The sequence below is a fragment of the Ramlibacter sp. genome, assembly GCF_036383835.1.
Lineage (GTDB): Bacteria > Pseudomonadota > Gammaproteobacteria > Burkholderiales > Burkholderiaceae_C > Ramlibacter.
Window position 1 is genome coordinate 26804 of record NZ_DASVNN010000022.1, and the last position, 13225, is coordinate 40028.

Annotated in this window: 16 protein-coding genes; 14 read left to right on the plus strand and 2 right to left on the minus strand. The window is 69.7% G+C overall.

Features of this window, described 5'->3' with window-relative positions; all coding sequences use genetic code 11:
* Nucleotides 1–8: 8 nt before the first annotated feature.
* From VF522_RS04560 to VF522_RS04600, 9 genes are all read left to right on the plus strand, one after another.
* Complete coding sequence (locus VF522_RS04560) at nt 9–440, plus strand: response regulator (RefSeq protein ID WP_330907045.1); 432 nt, start codon at nt 9–11, stop codon at nt 438–440.
* Nucleotides 437–844 carry a YchJ family protein gene (locus VF522_RS04565; RefSeq protein WP_330907058.1) on the plus strand — a complete coding sequence of 136 codons (408 nt, stop codon included), beginning with the start codon at nt 437–439 and terminating at the stop codon, nt 842–844. Before VF522_RS04560 ends, VF522_RS04565 begins: the two co-directional genes overlap by 4 nt.
* Nucleotides 845–870: 26 nt before the next feature.
* Nucleotides 871–1533 (plus strand): HAD family phosphatase, encoded by a 663-nt coding sequence (locus tag VF522_RS04570; RefSeq protein ID WP_330907046.1) that lies wholly within the window; start codon nt 871–873, stop codon nt 1531–1533.
* Nucleotides 1534–1623: 90 nt separating this feature from the next.
* A complete protein-coding gene (locus tag VF522_RS04575) occupies nt 1624–2481 on the plus strand; it encodes an STAS domain-containing protein (RefSeq protein ID WP_330907047.1) in 858 nt (285 codons plus the stop codon).
* Nucleotides 2482–2488: 7 nt separating this feature from the next.
* Nucleotides 2489–2863, plus strand: coding sequence for an STAS domain-containing protein (locus tag VF522_RS04580; RefSeq protein ID WP_330907048.1), 375 nt, complete (start codon nt 2489–2491; stop codon nt 2861–2863).
* Nucleotides 2853–3260 carry an anti-sigma regulatory factor gene (locus VF522_RS04585; RefSeq protein ID WP_330907049.1) on the plus strand — a complete coding sequence of 136 codons (408 nt, stop codon included), beginning with the start codon at nt 2853–2855 and terminating at the stop codon, nt 3258–3260. The genes VF522_RS04580 and VF522_RS04585 overlap by 11 nt, the downstream gene beginning before the upstream one ends.
* A complete protein-coding gene (locus VF522_RS04590) occupies nt 3257–4264 on the plus strand; it encodes an ATP-binding protein (protein WP_330907059.1) in 1008 nt (335 codons plus the stop codon). Before VF522_RS04585 ends, VF522_RS04590 begins: the two co-directional genes overlap by 4 nt.
* Nucleotides 4265–4267: 3 nt before the next feature.
* On the plus strand, nt 4268–5128 hold the full coding sequence (locus VF522_RS04595; RefSeq protein ID WP_330907050.1) for a sensor histidine kinase: 861 nt from the start codon (nt 4268–4270) through the stop codon (nt 5126–5128).
* Nucleotides 5125–7113: a hybrid sensor histidine kinase/response regulator gene (locus tag VF522_RS04600; protein ID WP_330907051.1), complete on the plus strand. Its 1989-nt coding sequence runs from the start codon at nt 5125–5127 to the stop codon at nt 7111–7113. The genes VF522_RS04595 and VF522_RS04600 overlap by 4 nt, the downstream gene beginning before the upstream one ends.
* A 218-nt stretch (nt 7114–7331) precedes the next feature.
* Here VF522_RS04600 and VF522_RS04605 read toward each other — a convergent pair whose 3' ends face one another.
* Nucleotides 7332–8039: a GntR family transcriptional regulator gene (locus VF522_RS04605; protein WP_330907052.1), complete on the minus strand. Its 708-nt coding sequence runs from the start codon at nt 8037–8039 to the stop codon at nt 7332–7334.
* Nucleotides 8040–8162: 123 nt separating this feature from the next.
* Between VF522_RS04605 and VF522_RS04610 the strand changes: the two genes are divergently transcribed.
* Nucleotides 8163–9137, plus strand: coding sequence for a tripartite tricarboxylate transporter substrate binding protein (locus VF522_RS04610; RefSeq protein WP_330907053.1), 975 nt, complete (start codon nt 8163–8165; stop codon nt 9135–9137).
* 17 nt (nt 9138–9154) lie between these two features.
* The gene (locus tag VF522_RS04615; protein ID WP_330907054.1) at nt 9155–10426 is read left to right on the plus strand and encodes a glucarate dehydratase family protein; all 1272 of its coding nucleotides are present in this window, start codon (nt 9155–9157) and stop codon (nt 10424–10426) included.
* Between the two features lie 7 nt (nt 10427–10433).
* Here the strand turns inward: VF522_RS04615 and VF522_RS04620 are convergent, their stop codons facing one another.
* Nucleotides 10434–10622 (minus strand): DUF3606 domain-containing protein, encoded by a 189-nt coding sequence (locus VF522_RS04620; protein WP_330907055.1) that lies wholly within the window; start codon nt 10620–10622, stop codon nt 10434–10436.
* 210 nt (nt 10623–10832) lie between these two features.
* Here VF522_RS04620 and VF522_RS04625 point away from each other — a divergent pair, with 210 nt between their 5' ends.
* Genes VF522_RS04625 through VF522_RS04635 form a run of 3 tightly spaced genes read left to right on the plus strand, consistent with a single transcriptional unit; the run spans nt 10833 to nt 12670 of the window.
* Nucleotides 10833–11219, plus strand: coding sequence for an FKBP-type peptidyl-prolyl cis-trans isomerase (locus VF522_RS04625; protein ID WP_330907060.1), 387 nt, complete (start codon nt 10833–10835; stop codon nt 11217–11219).
* 43 nt (nt 11220–11262) lie between these two features.
* Complete coding sequence (locus VF522_RS04630; RefSeq protein ID WP_330907056.1) at nt 11263–11889, plus strand: glutathione S-transferase family protein; 627 nt, start codon at nt 11263–11265, stop codon at nt 11887–11889.
* 4 nt (nt 11890–11893) lie between these two features.
* Nucleotides 11894–12670, plus strand: coding sequence for an SDR family oxidoreductase (locus VF522_RS04635; RefSeq protein ID WP_330907057.1), 777 nt, complete (start codon nt 11894–11896; stop codon nt 12668–12670).
* The last annotated feature ends 555 nt before the right edge of the window (nt 12671–13225 follow it).

Below are 13225 nucleotides of genomic sequence, written 5' to 3' on the forward strand. Positions count from 1 at the left end.
CCCCACCCATGAAACAGCGCGTGTTCCTCGTCGCCGACCGCAGGCGCCTGCGCGAACTGGTGGTGGACCTGTTTTCGTCCAGCGGCGACTTCCAGCTGGTGGCCACGGCCAACACCGAAGCCGAGGCCTGGGGCTGGCTGCAGGAACATCCGGAAGCCTGGGACGTCGCGGTGATGGACCTCGTGCTGGACGAGGGCGACGGCACGCACGTGATCCGCTACGCGCGCGAGCGCCACGTCGGCGGGCTGATCTCGGTGCTCTCCAACTGCGTGACGGACAACCTGCGCGAGCACTGCTACGCCCTGGGCGCCGACACCATCTTCGACGAGAAGGAAACGGGCCGCTTCATCCTGTGGCTCGACAAGGTCGGCGGCGCCGAACCGGTCGCCGGCACCGGCAAGATGGGCGCGCGGCCGCAGCCGGCCGCCTCCCAGCCCTGAGCTCCACCGAACCGGCGTGCCCCTGCGGCCGCCTCGATGCGAAGCGGCGGCCCGTGCCTTTTGCCCAGTGCTGCGGCCGCTATCTCGGCCACTTCGACGCAACGCCCGCGCCCGACGCCGGATCGCTCATGCGCTCGCGCTACAGCGCCTTCGTGCGCGAGGATGCGCCTTACCTGCTGGCCACCTGGCATCCGTCCACCCGCCCGCCGCAGGTCGACTTCGAACCCGGGCTCAAGTGGCTGGGGCTCGAGGTGCGCATGCACCGCGTCACCGGTGGGCAGCGCGCCGAGGTGGAGTTCGTCGCGCGCTCGCGCCTGGCGGGCCGCGCGCACCGGCTGCACGAGCGCAGCCGATTCGCGCAGGAGCAGGGCCGCTGGTTCTACGTCGACGGCGACCTGCTGTAACCTCGGCCGTCCAAGGAGAACGACGAGTGAGATTCGACGCGGTGCTTTTCGACTGCGATGGCGTGCTGGTCGACAGCGAGCGCATCACGAATGGCGTGCTGCGCGACATGCTCGAGGAACTCGGCTGGACGCTGAGCCCGCGCGAGTGCATGCGCATCTTCCTCGGCAAGGCGGTGCGCGACGAACAGGCCCTGATCGAGGCCAACACCGGCCGGCCGCTCACCGAGGAGTGGATGGCGCGCTTCCGGGAGAAGCGCAACACGATGCTGCTGGCGGGCGTGCGGCCGATCCCCAACGTGGCCGAAGCCGTGGCCCGGATCAGCGACGGCGTGCAGGGCCGCATCGCCTGCTGCTCCGGCGCCGACCGCTGGAAGGTGGAGATGCAGCTGGTGAAGTGCGGGCTGATGCCCTGGTTCGAGGGCCGCATCTTCAGCGGGCACGAGATGCCGCGCTCCAAGCCCGCGCCCGACGTCTATCTCGCCGCGATGCCGCCGCTGGGCGTGACCGCGCCGCGCTGCGCCGTGGTCGAGGACACAGTCACCGGGGTGACAGCAGGGGTGGCCGCGGGCGCCACCGTCTTCGGCTACAGCCCGCCCGAGGCGGGCCACGACGCGCCGGACCTGCTGCGCGGGGCCGGCGCGCACATCGTATTCACAGACATGGCACATCTGCCGGCACTCCTGGCCTGAAGCAGAAAGTCTGTCGGCGCCCTCCTACAGACCGAGCTCGACCGCAATGCCCATAATGGCCCTCCTCAGAAACGCCGGCGGACGATTCCAATGAGCAGAGAAACCGAGGCCGTGCTGCAACTCATCTCGCAGCACGAAGACCAGATCCTGACGGAGTGGCAGCAGGAGGCCGGCGCGGCTTCCACCCGCATCACCGACGCCAACCGGCGGGCGATGCGCGGCGAAGCCGAAGACATGCTGCGCGCGCTGCGCGAAGCGCTGCAGGCCGGCGGCGACCCCGACCAGTTCCAGGCAGCGGCCTGGGGCAGCCTGCGCCAGGTGCTGGAAGCGCTTTCGCGTTCGCGCGCCGCACAGGGCCAGTCGGCGGGCGACACCAGCGTGTTCGTGCTGGCCTTCAAGCGGCCCGTCTTCAAGCTGATCCAGCAGAAGTTCTCCTCCGACGGCGTGCACCAGATGGGGATCGTGTGGGTGGTGTCCGCGCTGGTCGACCGCATGGCGCAGTGGACCGTGGCCACCTACCAGCACACGCGCGAGGAGATCATCAAGCGCCAGCAGCAGGACCTTCTGGAGCTGTCCACGCCCGTGATCAAGCTGTTCGAGGGCGTGCTGGCCGTGCCCATGATCGGCACCCTCGATTCGAGCCGCACGCAGATCGTGATGGAGACGCTGCTGGAGAAGATCGTCGAGACCGGCTCGCGCCTGGCCATCATCGACATCACCGGCGTGCCCACGGTGGACACGCTGGTGGCGCAGCACCTGCTCAAGACCGTGAGCGCGATCCGCCTGATGGGCGCCGAATGCATCATCAGCGGCATCCGCCCGCAGATCGCGCAGACCATCGTGCACCTGGGCATCGACCTGCAGGGCATCGCGTCCAAGTCCTCGCTGGCCGACGCGCTGGAGCTCGCGATGGCGCAGCAGGGCTTCACGGTCACGCGCAACAAGTAGGGCGGCGATGTACCGCATTCCGATCCTGCAGATGGGCGGGACCCTGCTGGTCACCATCCAGCTGGACATGCAGGACCAGATGGCCCTGGCCCTGCAGGACGACCTCGCCAACAAGATCGCCTCCAGCGGCGCCAAGGGCGTGCTGATCGACATCTCGGCACTCGAGATCGTCGACTCCTTCGTCGGCCGCATGCTGGCCAGCATCTCCGGCATCTCGCGCATCCTCGATGCGACGACGGTGGTGGTGGGCATGCAGCCGGCCGTCGCCATCACCCTGGTCGAACTCGGCCTGTCCCTGGAAGGCGTGCGCACGGCACTGAACGTCGAGCGCGGCCTGGAACTCCTCGCGCAGAACCGCAAGGAGAAATTCCTTGCCCGCTGAAGAAGCCCAGGGATCCGTACCGCTGCGCTCCGAGGAAGACATCGTCGCCAGCCGCCAGAAGGTGCGCGCGCTCACCCAGCAGCTGAAGTTCTCGCTGGTGGACCAGACCAAGATGATCACCGCGGCCAGCGAACTCTCGCGCAACACCTTCGTGCACGGCGGCGGCGGGGACATGCGCTGGGAGCTGCTGGACGACGGCATCCGGCGCGGCCTGCGCCTGCACTTCGAGGATACCGGGCCGGGCATCCCGGACATGAAGCTGGCCCTCACCGACGGCTGGACTTCCGGCGGCGGCATGGGCCTGGGCCTTCCCGGCAGCAAGCGCCTCGTGCATGAATTCGACCTGCAGTCCGTTCCGGGGCAGGGCACGCGCGTGAGCATCACCCGGTGGAAATGATCCTTGGCGCCTCGCACACGGCTTTTCCGATCGGGGATGCCAGCCGTGTGGGAGAGGCGCGACGCCATGCGGCCCTCCTCGCCGGCGAGTGCGGCTTCGACGACGTCGAGGCCGGCCGCCTCGCCCTGGTCGTCACCGAACTGGCCAACAACCTGCTGCGGCACGCGAAGCACGGGCGCCTCTGGCTGCGCTCCGATCCGGCCCGCGGCGAGGTGGAAGTGATCGCCGTCGACGACGGCCCCGGCATTCCCGATCTCGATCGTTCCCTGCACGATGGTTTTTCCACCGGCGGCACGCCCGGCACCGGCCTGGGCGCGGTGCGCCGGCTCGCGCAGCACTTCGATGTGCACTCGAGCGTGCCGGGCGGCACGGTGATCGTCGCCCGCGTGCGCGCCGAACGTGCGCCGGAGCTCGCACCCGCCGCGGTCTGCACCGGAGCGGTCGCGCTGATGGCGCGCGGCGAGCAGGTCTGCGGCGATGCGTGGGGCTTCGCCCTCGACGGCGACCGCGCCGCCCTGCTGGTGGCCGACGGCCTCGGCCACGGGCCCGATGCGGCCGAGGCTTCGAGTGCCGCCCTGGTGGCTTTCGCCGAGGACCCGTTCCTCGACCTGCGCCTGATGCTGCAGCGCCTGCACGCGCGGCTGCGCAGCACGCGCGGCGCCGCCCTGATGGTGCTGCACGCCGACGCCGCGGCCGGCACCATCCGCAGCATCGGCGCGGGCAACGTGGTGGCCCGGGTGGTCTCCGGCGTGTCCGACCGCACCATCCTGTCCCAGCACGGCACGGCCGGCGTCACCATCCGCTCCCCGGAGGAGGTCTCCACGGCCTGGCCGCCGCATGCGCTGCTGGTGGCCAGCAGCGACGGCATCGAGACCCGCTGGGCGCCCGACCTGCTGGTGCCGGTGCTGGGGCGCGATCCGGCACTTGCCGCCGCGCTGCTGGCGCGCGACCATTGCCGTGGGCGCGACGACGCGACCGTGGCCGTTTTGCGGCGCAAGGACTGAACGATGTCTTCCGAGACCCCCAAGGACCTGGCTTCCGCCCTGGAAGAGAGCCGGCGCGAGTCGCACGACCTGCGCATGGAGCTCGAGGAGACCAACCGGGGCGTGCTCGCGCTCTACGCCGAACTGGACGCCCAGGCCGACCAGCTGCGCCAGGCCACCGAGCTCAAGAGCCGCTTCCTGGCCTACATGAGCCACGAGTTCCGCACGCCGATCAATTCGATCCGCAGCATCACGCGGCTGCTGCTCGATCGCGTCGACGGCCCGCTGACCGGGGAACAGGAAAGGCAGGTCAACTTCATCCAGCAGAACGCCACGGAATTCGCCGAGATGGTCGACGACCTGCTGGACCTGGGCAAGGTGGAGGCCGGCCGCGTCGAGATCTCGCCGGCGTGGTTCGAGATGGTCGACCTGTTCTCGGCCCTGCGCGGCATGTTCAAGCCGGTGCTCACCAACCCGGCGGTGAACCTGATCTTCGAGGAGCCGCAGGGCGTCAACAAGCTGTACACGGACGACCGCAAGCTGTCGCAGATCCTGCGCAACTACATCTCCAATGCGCTGAAGTTCACGCCCAAGGGCGAGGTGCGCGTGTCGGCCCGGCTCGAAAGCGAGAGCCGCGTCACCTTCTCGGTGGCCGACACGGGCATCGGCATCGCGCCCGAGTTCCACCATGCCCTGTTCGAGGACTTCGCCCAGGTGCGCTCGCCGCTGCAAAAGCGGCTGCGGGGCACCGGCCTGGGCCTGTCCCTGAGCAAGAAGCTCGCGGAGCTTCTCGGCGGCACCGTGGGCGTGGAAAGCGAGCCCGGCAAGGGCTCGGTGTTTTCTGTCACCATTCCCATGCAGCTCGAGGGCGCCAAGCCGGAATGATGGACCACGACGTCATCAACACCACCATCGACCGTGCCGCCCATACGGTGCTGGTGGTCGACGACAACCCGGCGACGCGCTATTCCACGTCCCGCGTGATCCGTGCGGCCGGCTTTCGCACGGCGGAGGCGGGCACCGGCGGCGAGGCGCTGGCGCTGGTGGAGCAGGGCATGTCGGCGGTGGTGCTCGACGTGCACCTGCCGGACATCGACGGCTTCGAGGTCTGCCGCACCATCCGCGGCAGGCCGTCCACGGCGCTGCTGCCGGTGGTGCATCTCTCCGCGGCCTACGTGAAGGACGAAGACCGCGTCGCCGGCCTCAACGCCGGCGCCGACGGCTACCTGGTGCACCCGGTGGAGCCCGCGGTGCTGGTCGCCACCCTGCAGGCGCTGATCCGCGCGCGCACGGCCGAAGACCAGCTGCGCCGCAGCGAGCAGCGTTTCCGGGCGATCTACGACCAGGCCCAGAGCGGCATCGCCCTGCTCGACGAACAGGGCCGCTTCGCCGATGCGAACCCGGCGCTGCTGCGCATCCTCGGCCGCGCCCGCGAGGACCTGATCGGCCGCGAGATGAGCGCCTTCGCGCCGCCGGAGTGGCAAAAGACGATCCTCATGCAGCTGACCGCGCCGCCCGAGGACCGGACGCCGTGGCGCGGCGAATTCCCGCTGCTGCGCACCGACGGCAAGCCGGTGCGCCTGGAATGGAGCGTGTCCTCGCACATCGAGCCGGGCGTGCGCATCGCCATCGCGCTGGACGTGTCGGAGCGCTTCGAGCTGGAGCAGCGCCGGCGCGAGGTGCTGGAGCGCGAGCAGGCCGCGCGGCAGATGGCGGAGCGCCACAGCCGCACCAAGGACGACTTCATCGCGGTGCTGTCGCACGAGCTGCGCACGCCGCTCAACGCGATCATCGGCTGGGTCCACATCCTGCAAAAGCGCGGCATCACGCCGGAAGGCGAGCGCGGGCTGGAGGCGATCGAGCGCAACGTCAAGACGCAGGCGCGCATCATCGCGGACATCCTCGACGTGTCGCGCATCAACTCGGGCAAGCTGCGGCTGGATCGCGAGTGGGCCGACCCCGCGGAGCTGGTGCTCAGTTCGATCGACGCCCTGTCCGCCAGCATCCAGGCGCGCAAGCTGCAGGTGCAAGCCGACGTGGCGGGCGCGCACCGGACCGCCTGGATCGACCCGGCGCGATTCCAGCAGATTTTCTGGAACCTGCTCACCAACGCGATCAAGTTCTCGCCGGAAGGCGGGCGCATCGAGGTGCGGCTGGTGCGCAGCGGCGACCGCCTGCGGCTGGACGTGCAGGATTTCGGGCAGGGGATCGAGGCCGGCTTCCTGCCGCACCTGTTCGACCGTTTCACGCAGAGCGATTCGCCCGGCAACCGGCGCCACGGGGGCCTCGGGCTGGGGCTGTCGATCGTCAAGCACCTCGTCGACCTGCACGGCGGCACCGTGGAAGCGCACAGCGACGGCGTCGGCCACGGCACGACGATGCGCGTCGACCTGCCCACGGAGCCCGCCGGCGACGCGTCCAACGACGCGCCCGAGGCCGAGAGCGGGTACGACAGCGAAACCGCGGAAGACACGGAGCTGCACGGCCTCGACGTGCTGCTGGTGGAGGACGACCGCGAGGCCACCGAGATGATGACGCTGGTGCTGGAGGACCGCGGCGTGCGGGTGCGCACCGCGCCCGACTACGACAGCGCGCTGCGCGCCCTGCAGGACGCCTGGCCGGACGTGCTGGTGAGCGACATCGGCCTGCCGGGCCGCGACGGCTACGAACTGGTGCGGCGCGTGCGCCAGCTGGAGGGCGAGCGGCGCTTGCCGCACCTGCCGGTGATCGCGCTCACGGCCTTCGCCCGGCCCGAAGACCAGAAGAAGACGCTCGCCGCGGGTTTCGACCTGCACCTGGCCAAACCGCTCAAGCCGCACGTTCTGCTGGAAGCGATCGGCCGCTGCTGCCGGCCCCCGGGCTCGCGTTAGCAAGCTACCGGTCGTCGGCTGGCTGCGTCCAGCGGGTGCGCGCCGTGCCGTTTGCTTAAGCCGTGGGCACTGCAATGCAGGCCGCGCCGTTATTGGGTTTGCGCGGCAGCCCGGCCCTTGGACCCGGCCTTTTTTCCACAGCCGCGGTGGATATCTTTACGGCCTGCTCATCCGGAAGTCCATCTTGACAGCGCGCGCGGCTTGCCCCACGCGCGCGATCAGACGACGTAATCGGGATGCGCGGCGCGGATCTGTTCCACCTGCGCCAGCGTGCCGGAGAGGTGCTCGCGCACGCGCTCGCGCGCTTCCTCGGGCTGGCCGGCGGCGATCGCCTCCACGATGCGCTTGTGGTCACGCACCACGGCCTTCGCCTTGCCGGCGGCCGGCAGGTGCAGGCGGCGCAGGCGATCGACGTGGCCGCTCATGCGGCGGATCAGGTCGTACAGGTCCGGCACGCCGGCCGCCACGTACATGATGCGGTGGAATTCGCGGTCGGCGGCGATGAACTGGCTGTAGTCGTCGCCGTTGGCGAGCGCCGACTGCGCCTCCAGCTGCGCGCGCAATTGCGCCACCAGCAGCTCGGTGGGATGCGCCGCGAGCGTCCCGGCGATCTCCGCCTCCACCGACTTGCGCAGGAAGTGCGCCTGCAGGGCGGAGGCGACGTCGATGCGGCTCACCACCGTGGCGTGCTGCGGGAAGATGTCGACCAGCCCCTCTTCGTTCAGCTTGATCAGGGCGTCGCGCACGGGCGTCTGGCTCACGCCGAACATCTGCGCCAGCTCCGCGCGCGCGAGCACCGCGCCGGGCGCGAGCTCCAGCGACACGATGGCTTCGCGTAGGTGCTCGAACACCTGCGGCGCGGCCTGTCGCTTGGGATCGAGCGCCGGCTTGCGGCGGCGTGCGGCGGCCAGGACGGGGGCTTGCATGGAGCCATTCTAGCCGCGGTCCCGGCCCGTTGACGCACTAATATATTTGTGTTTTACTTCGCCGGCTGTCACGCAACGGGACGGCCCGTACCCCTACACACGACCCTTGGAGACACGAACACCATGAAGCGCCGCCACGCCCTGTCCTGCATCGCCGCCTCGCTGGCCGCCCCTGCCTTCGCGCAGGGCAGCGAGTGGCCCCATGCCAAGACCATCACCTACGTCGTCCCCTTCACGCCGGGCGGCTCCACCGACGTCGTGGGCCGCACGGTCGCCGAGAAGCTGCAGGCCGCGCTGAAGCAGTCGGTGGTGGTGGACAACAAGCCGGGCGGCGGCGGCGGCATCGGCGCGAGCTACGTCGCCAAGGCGCCGGCCGACGGCTACACGCTGTTCGGCGGCACCATCAGCACGCACGCGATCAACGCCAGCCTGTACAAGAACCTGCCCTACGACCCGGTGAAGGACTTCGAGCCGGTGGCGCTGGTCGCCTTCCTGCCCAACGTGCTGCTGGTCGACCCGAACGCCGGCGTGAACAACGTGCAGGAACTGATCGCGCTGCTGAAGAAGGACCCCAAGCGCCGCACCTTCGCGTCCTCGGGCAACGGCACCTCCACGCACCTGACCGGCGAGCTGTTCGCCGACGTCATCGGCGTGCCGCTCACGCACGTGCCGTACAAGGGCACGCCGCCCGCGATGGTGGACGTGTCGGCCGGGCAGGTGACCTTCATGTTCGACCAGATCACGGCGGCGCTGCCGCTGCTGCAGGCCGGCAAGCTGAAGCTGCTGGCGGTGACCACCGCCAAGCGCTTCGCGCTCTCGCCCAACACGCCCACCATGATGGAGGCCGGCGTGCCCGGTTTCGACGTGTCCTCCTGGCAGGCGATCTACGCGCCCAAGGGCACGCCGAAGCCCATCGTCCAGCGCCTGTCCCAGGAGATCCAGAAGGCCCTCAAGCAGCCGGACGTGCAGGAGAAGCTGGGCAAGACCATGGGCATGGAGATCGTCGCCGGCGGTCCCGAGGAACTGGCCGCGCTGATGGCCAGGGAGATCCCGCGCTGGGCCGCGCTGGTGAAGAAGTCGGGCGCCACCGCCAACTGAGACCGGGTCGAGCGAGCATGAATCGAGACGTCCGGATCACGCAGGTCCGCATCACCCCCGTCGCCTTCCGCGACGGACCGCTGCTCAATGCCGCGGGCATCCACGAACCCTGGGCCCTGCGCGCGATCCTGGAGCTGGAGACTTCCGACGGCCGCGTGGGCATCAACGAGACCTATGGCGACGCGCCGATGCTCGCGCTGCTGGAGGAGTGCAAGGCCCACGTCCTGGGCCTGTCGCCCTTCGCGTTGAACAGGATGGAGGAGCGCCTGCGCGCCTCCATCCGCCGCGAGAAAGCGCCGGCCTACACCCTGGCGCCCGGCTCCGACCCGTCGCGCAACGCCGCCAAGGCGATCAGCGCGTTCGAAGTCGCGATGCTGGACCTGCAGGGCCAGGTCGTCGGCGCACCGATCGCCGACCTGCTCGGTGGCGCGGTGCGCTCCAGCGTGGCCTACAGCGCCTACCTGTTCTTCAAGTACGCCGAGCATCACGGCAAGCCCTATGAGCCGGATGCCTGGGGCGAGGGGATCGGCCCGGAGCAGATCGTCGCGCAGGCGAAGCGCATGATCTCGCTCTACGGCTTCCAGAGCATCAAGCTGAAAGGCGGCGTGTTCGAGCCGAAGCACGAGATCGCCTGCATGCAGGCGCTGCACCGCGCCTTCCCCGGCTTGCCGCTGCGGCTGGACCCCAACGCGAACTGGTCGCTGCAGACCAGCATCGCGGCGGCGCCCGAGCTCGACGAGGTGCTGGAGTACTACGAGGACCCGTGCCCCGGCCTCGACGGCATGGCCGAACTCGCGCGCCACACGAAGCTGCCGTTGGCGACCAACATGGTCGTGACCAGCATGGAGGAGTTCCGCCGGAACGTGCAGACGCAGTCGGTGAAGGTGGTGCTGTCCGACCACCACTACTGGGGTGGCCTGCGCGCCACGCAGCAGCTCGCGCGCATGTGCGCCCTGTGGGACCTCGGCCTGTCGATGCACTCCAACTCGCACCTGGGCATCAGCCTGATGGCGATGACGCACGTGGCGGCCGCGGTGCCCAACCTGGCCTACGCCTGCGACACGCACTACCCGTGGCAGGACGAGGACATCGTGGTCGGCGGACGCATCGCCTTCCAGGAAGGCGCCGTGCGCGTGCCGACCACGCCCGGCCTGGGCGTGCAGATCGACCGCGACGCGCTGGCGAAGCTGCACGAGCAGTACCTCGCCTGCGGCATCCGCAACCGCAACGACCGCCAGCAGATGCAGAAGTACGACCCGTCGTTCACGGGCGTGTGCCCCCGCTTCTGAGGCAGGGTCAGCGACCGGGCTTGTCCTTCAGGTATTCGCGCACCTTGTCGGCGCGATCGCCCACCGCCTGCACGGCTTCCTTGAGCCGTTCGGGCGTGGTGCCGAGGGACTTGGCCCAGTCGCGCAGTTCGTAATCCTGGTTCACGTTGATGCGATCGCGGTCCTGGCCGCCGGAGTGGCTCTTGTCGTCGGACATGGTGTGCTTCCTTGGATGAGACGCTTCATGCTGCCCAGCCAGGCCGGGCGGCTGCGTAGGAGGCCGCAAGGTCCCCGTGTCGTCGCCGCGCCGACACGCTTCGCGTCAATAATGGCGTCCATGCGTTTCCTCAGCTTCGCCTTCCCGGCCCTCGCCCTCGTCACCGTGACCGCCTGCACCCCGCCCAGCAGCCCGCCCCCCGCGCAGCCCATGGGCAACACGAGCGTGCCGTCCAACCTGGGCGCCGTCACCGGCGCGGCCAAGGTCACCACGCCGAGCGGCATCGTGTTCGAGTCCCTGCTGACCGGCAATGGCCCGACGCCGAAAGCGACCGACACGGTCAAGGTGCACTACCGCGGCACCTTTCCCGACGGCCGCGAGTTCGACAGCAGCTACAAGCGCGGCGCGCCGACCAGCTTTCCGCTCAACCGCGTGATCCCCTGCTGGACCGAGGCGGTGCAGCTGATGCGGCCGGGCGGCAAGGCGCGCATCACCTGCCCGCCGCAACTGGCCTATGGCGAGCGAGGCGCCGGCGGCGTGATCCCGCCGAACGCCACGCTGGTGTTCGAGATCGAACTGGTGTCCATCGGCTCCTGACGGCCGCTGCCCCACAATGGCGTCGACCACAACAGGAGACGCCATGCTGACCTTCTACTACGCCCCGGGCACCTGCGCCCTCGCTTCGCACCTCGCGCTGGAGTTCGCGGGGGCTGCGTACCACCCGGTGCGGCTCGACTTCAAGACGCAGCAGCAGCGCGCGCCCGAGTACCTGAAGGTCAACCCCAAGGGCCGCGTGCCGGCGCTGGCCACCGACCGCGGCGTCATCACCGAAACGCCGGCGATCCTGCAGTTCATCGCGCAGAGCTTTCCCGAGGCGGGGCTCGCTCCGCTGGACGATGCGTTCCAGCTCGCCAAGATGAACGAGTTCAACAGCTATCTCTGTTCCACGGTGCACGTGGCGCATGCGCACAAGGGGCGCGGCTACCGCTGGGTGGAGACGAACGACACCGCATCGATCGAGGCGATGAAGAAGAAGGCGCCGCAGAACGTGGCCGAATCCTTCGCGCTGATGGAGGAGCAGATGGTCAAGGGCGCGTGGGTGCTGGGCGAGCGCTTCAGCACCAGCGACCTGTACCTGTACACGCTGGCCAGCTGGCTGCCGGGCCACGAGATCGACGTGAGCCGCTTCCCCCGGATCGCCGACCTGAAGCGCCGGCTGGACGCGAAGCCGCAGGTGCAGAAGGTCGTGGCGCTGCACAAGGCCTGATGCCATGTACCGGCCCTTCGACCTGGGTGGCCGCGGCGTCGTCATCACCGGCGGCAACGGCGGCATCGGTATCGGCATGGCGCGCGCGCTGCTCGCCGCCGGCGCCAAGGTGGCGATCTGGGGCTCGAACCCGGAGAAGACGCAGCGGGCCCGCGAGGCACTCGCGAAGGAATGCGGCGATGCGGCGCGCGTGCACGCCTTCGTCTGCAACGTCGCGGAGGAAGCCGAGGTGGAACGCGCCTTCGCCGATTCGGCCGCGGCGCTGGGCCGCGTCGACAGCTGCTTCGCCAATGCGGGCGTGTCGAGCAAGGGCACGCTGCTGACCGAGATGACGCTGGACGAATTCCGGCGCGTGCAGCGCGTCAACGTGGAGGGCGTGTTCCTCACCTTCCGCGCGGCCGCGCGCCACATGGCGCAGCACGGGCAGGGCGGCTCGCTGGTCGCGACGGCCAGCACGGCGGCGATCGAAGGCGCGGCGCGCAACAGCCATTACGGCGCATCCAAGGGTGCGGTGACGTCGTACGTGCGTGCGCTCGCCGTTGAACTCGCCCGCCACAAGATCCGCGTCAACTCCATCCTGCCGGGGTGGATCGTGACGGACATGACGGAACGCTCGGTGCAGAACCCCAAGTTCGCAGACGCGGTGCTGCCGCGCATCCCGTCGCGCCGCTGGGGCGAGATCGACGATTTCGGCGGCATCGCGGTGTTCCTGGCGAGCGATGCGTCGTCGTACGCCACGGGCGAGCAGTTCGTGATCGACGGCGGGTACACGAAGTACTGATCTCTCGTCATCCCCGCGGAGGCTCGTCATCCCCGCGCAGGCGCGTCATCCCCGCGCAGGCGGGGACCCAGAGCTTCCTGTCTTTGAAGCGGCTGCGCCGCTTCCCCCTGTTTCGCATCGCGCCGGCTGCCAGCCCCCATGCGGGCGGGGCTGGGGTCGCGCTGGCATGGCGTCCTTCGCGCCTGCGGCGCTTCGGCAAACCTGCGAGGCCCGGGCAGGCGGCCCCCGCGACCGAACTCGCTGCGTGTTTGACCGCGCGCGGCCAAACACTCCGCTCAGACACCGGTGTCGCGAGTCAGAAACGTACGCGCGGCTCGATACGCGCTAAAGCGCTCTCGTAGCCGCGCTGGTCCGCCTGCCCGGTCCTCGCAGGCGCCATGCCTTGATGCGCGACCCCGGCCCCGCCCGCACGGGGGCTGGCAGCAGGGTAGGGCGGTGGCGCATTGGTGCGTTGCGGCCGCCACCGCCGTGGCCATGACCAGGGCCGTAGGGTGGGCAAGCTCGCTTGCCCACCGTTTTACCGTGGGCCGTCATGGTGGGCAAGCAAAGCTTGCC

Bases quoted from the DNA above. Each gene is read 5' to 3' on its own strand.
- VF522_RS04615 (WP_330907054.1), top strand. From the start codon at position 9,155: ATGAATCGAGACGTCCGGATCACGCAGGTCCGCATCACCCCCGTCGCC.
- VF522_RS04610 (WP_330907053.1), top strand. From the start codon at position 8,163: ATGAAGCGCCGCCACGCCCTGTCCTGCATCGCCGCCTCGCTGGCCGCC.
- VF522_RS04605 (WP_330907052.1), bottom strand. From the start codon at position 8,039: ATGCAAGCCCCCGTCCTGGCCGCCGCACGCCGCCGCAAGCCGGCGCTC.
- VF522_RS04560 (WP_330907045.1), top strand. From the start codon at position 9: ATGAAACAGCGCGTGTTCCTCGTCGCCGACCGCAGGCGCCTGCGCGAA.
- VF522_RS04575 (WP_330907047.1), top strand. From the start codon at position 1,624: ATGAGCAGAGAAACCGAGGCCGTGCTGCAACTCATCTCGCAGCACGAA.
- VF522_RS04600 (WP_330907051.1), top strand. From the start codon at position 5,125: ATGATGGACCACGACGTCATCAACACCACCATCGACCGTGCCGCCCAT.
- VF522_RS04580 (WP_330907048.1), top strand. From the start codon at position 2,489: ATGTACCGCATTCCGATCCTGCAGATGGGCGGGACCCTGCTGGTCACC.
- VF522_RS04630 (WP_330907056.1), top strand. From the start codon at position 11,263: ATGCTGACCTTCTACTACGCCCCGGGCACCTGCGCCCTCGCTTCGCAC.
- VF522_RS04595 (WP_330907050.1), top strand. From the start codon at position 4,268: ATGTCTTCCGAGACCCCCAAGGACCTGGCTTCCGCCCTGGAAGAGAGC.
- VF522_RS04635 (WP_330907057.1), top strand. From the start codon at position 11,894: ATGTACCGGCCCTTCGACCTGGGTGGCCGCGGCGTCGTCATCACCGGC.
- VF522_RS04590 (WP_330907059.1), top strand. From the start codon at position 3,257: ATGATCCTTGGCGCCTCGCACACGGCTTTTCCGATCGGGGATGCCAGC.
- VF522_RS04625 (WP_330907060.1), top strand. From the start codon at position 10,833: ATGGGCAACACGAGCGTGCCGTCCAACCTGGGCGCCGTCACCGGCGCG.
- VF522_RS04620 (WP_330907055.1), bottom strand. From the start codon at position 10,622: ATGTCCGACGACAAGAGCCACTCCGGCGGCCAGGACCGCGATCGCATC.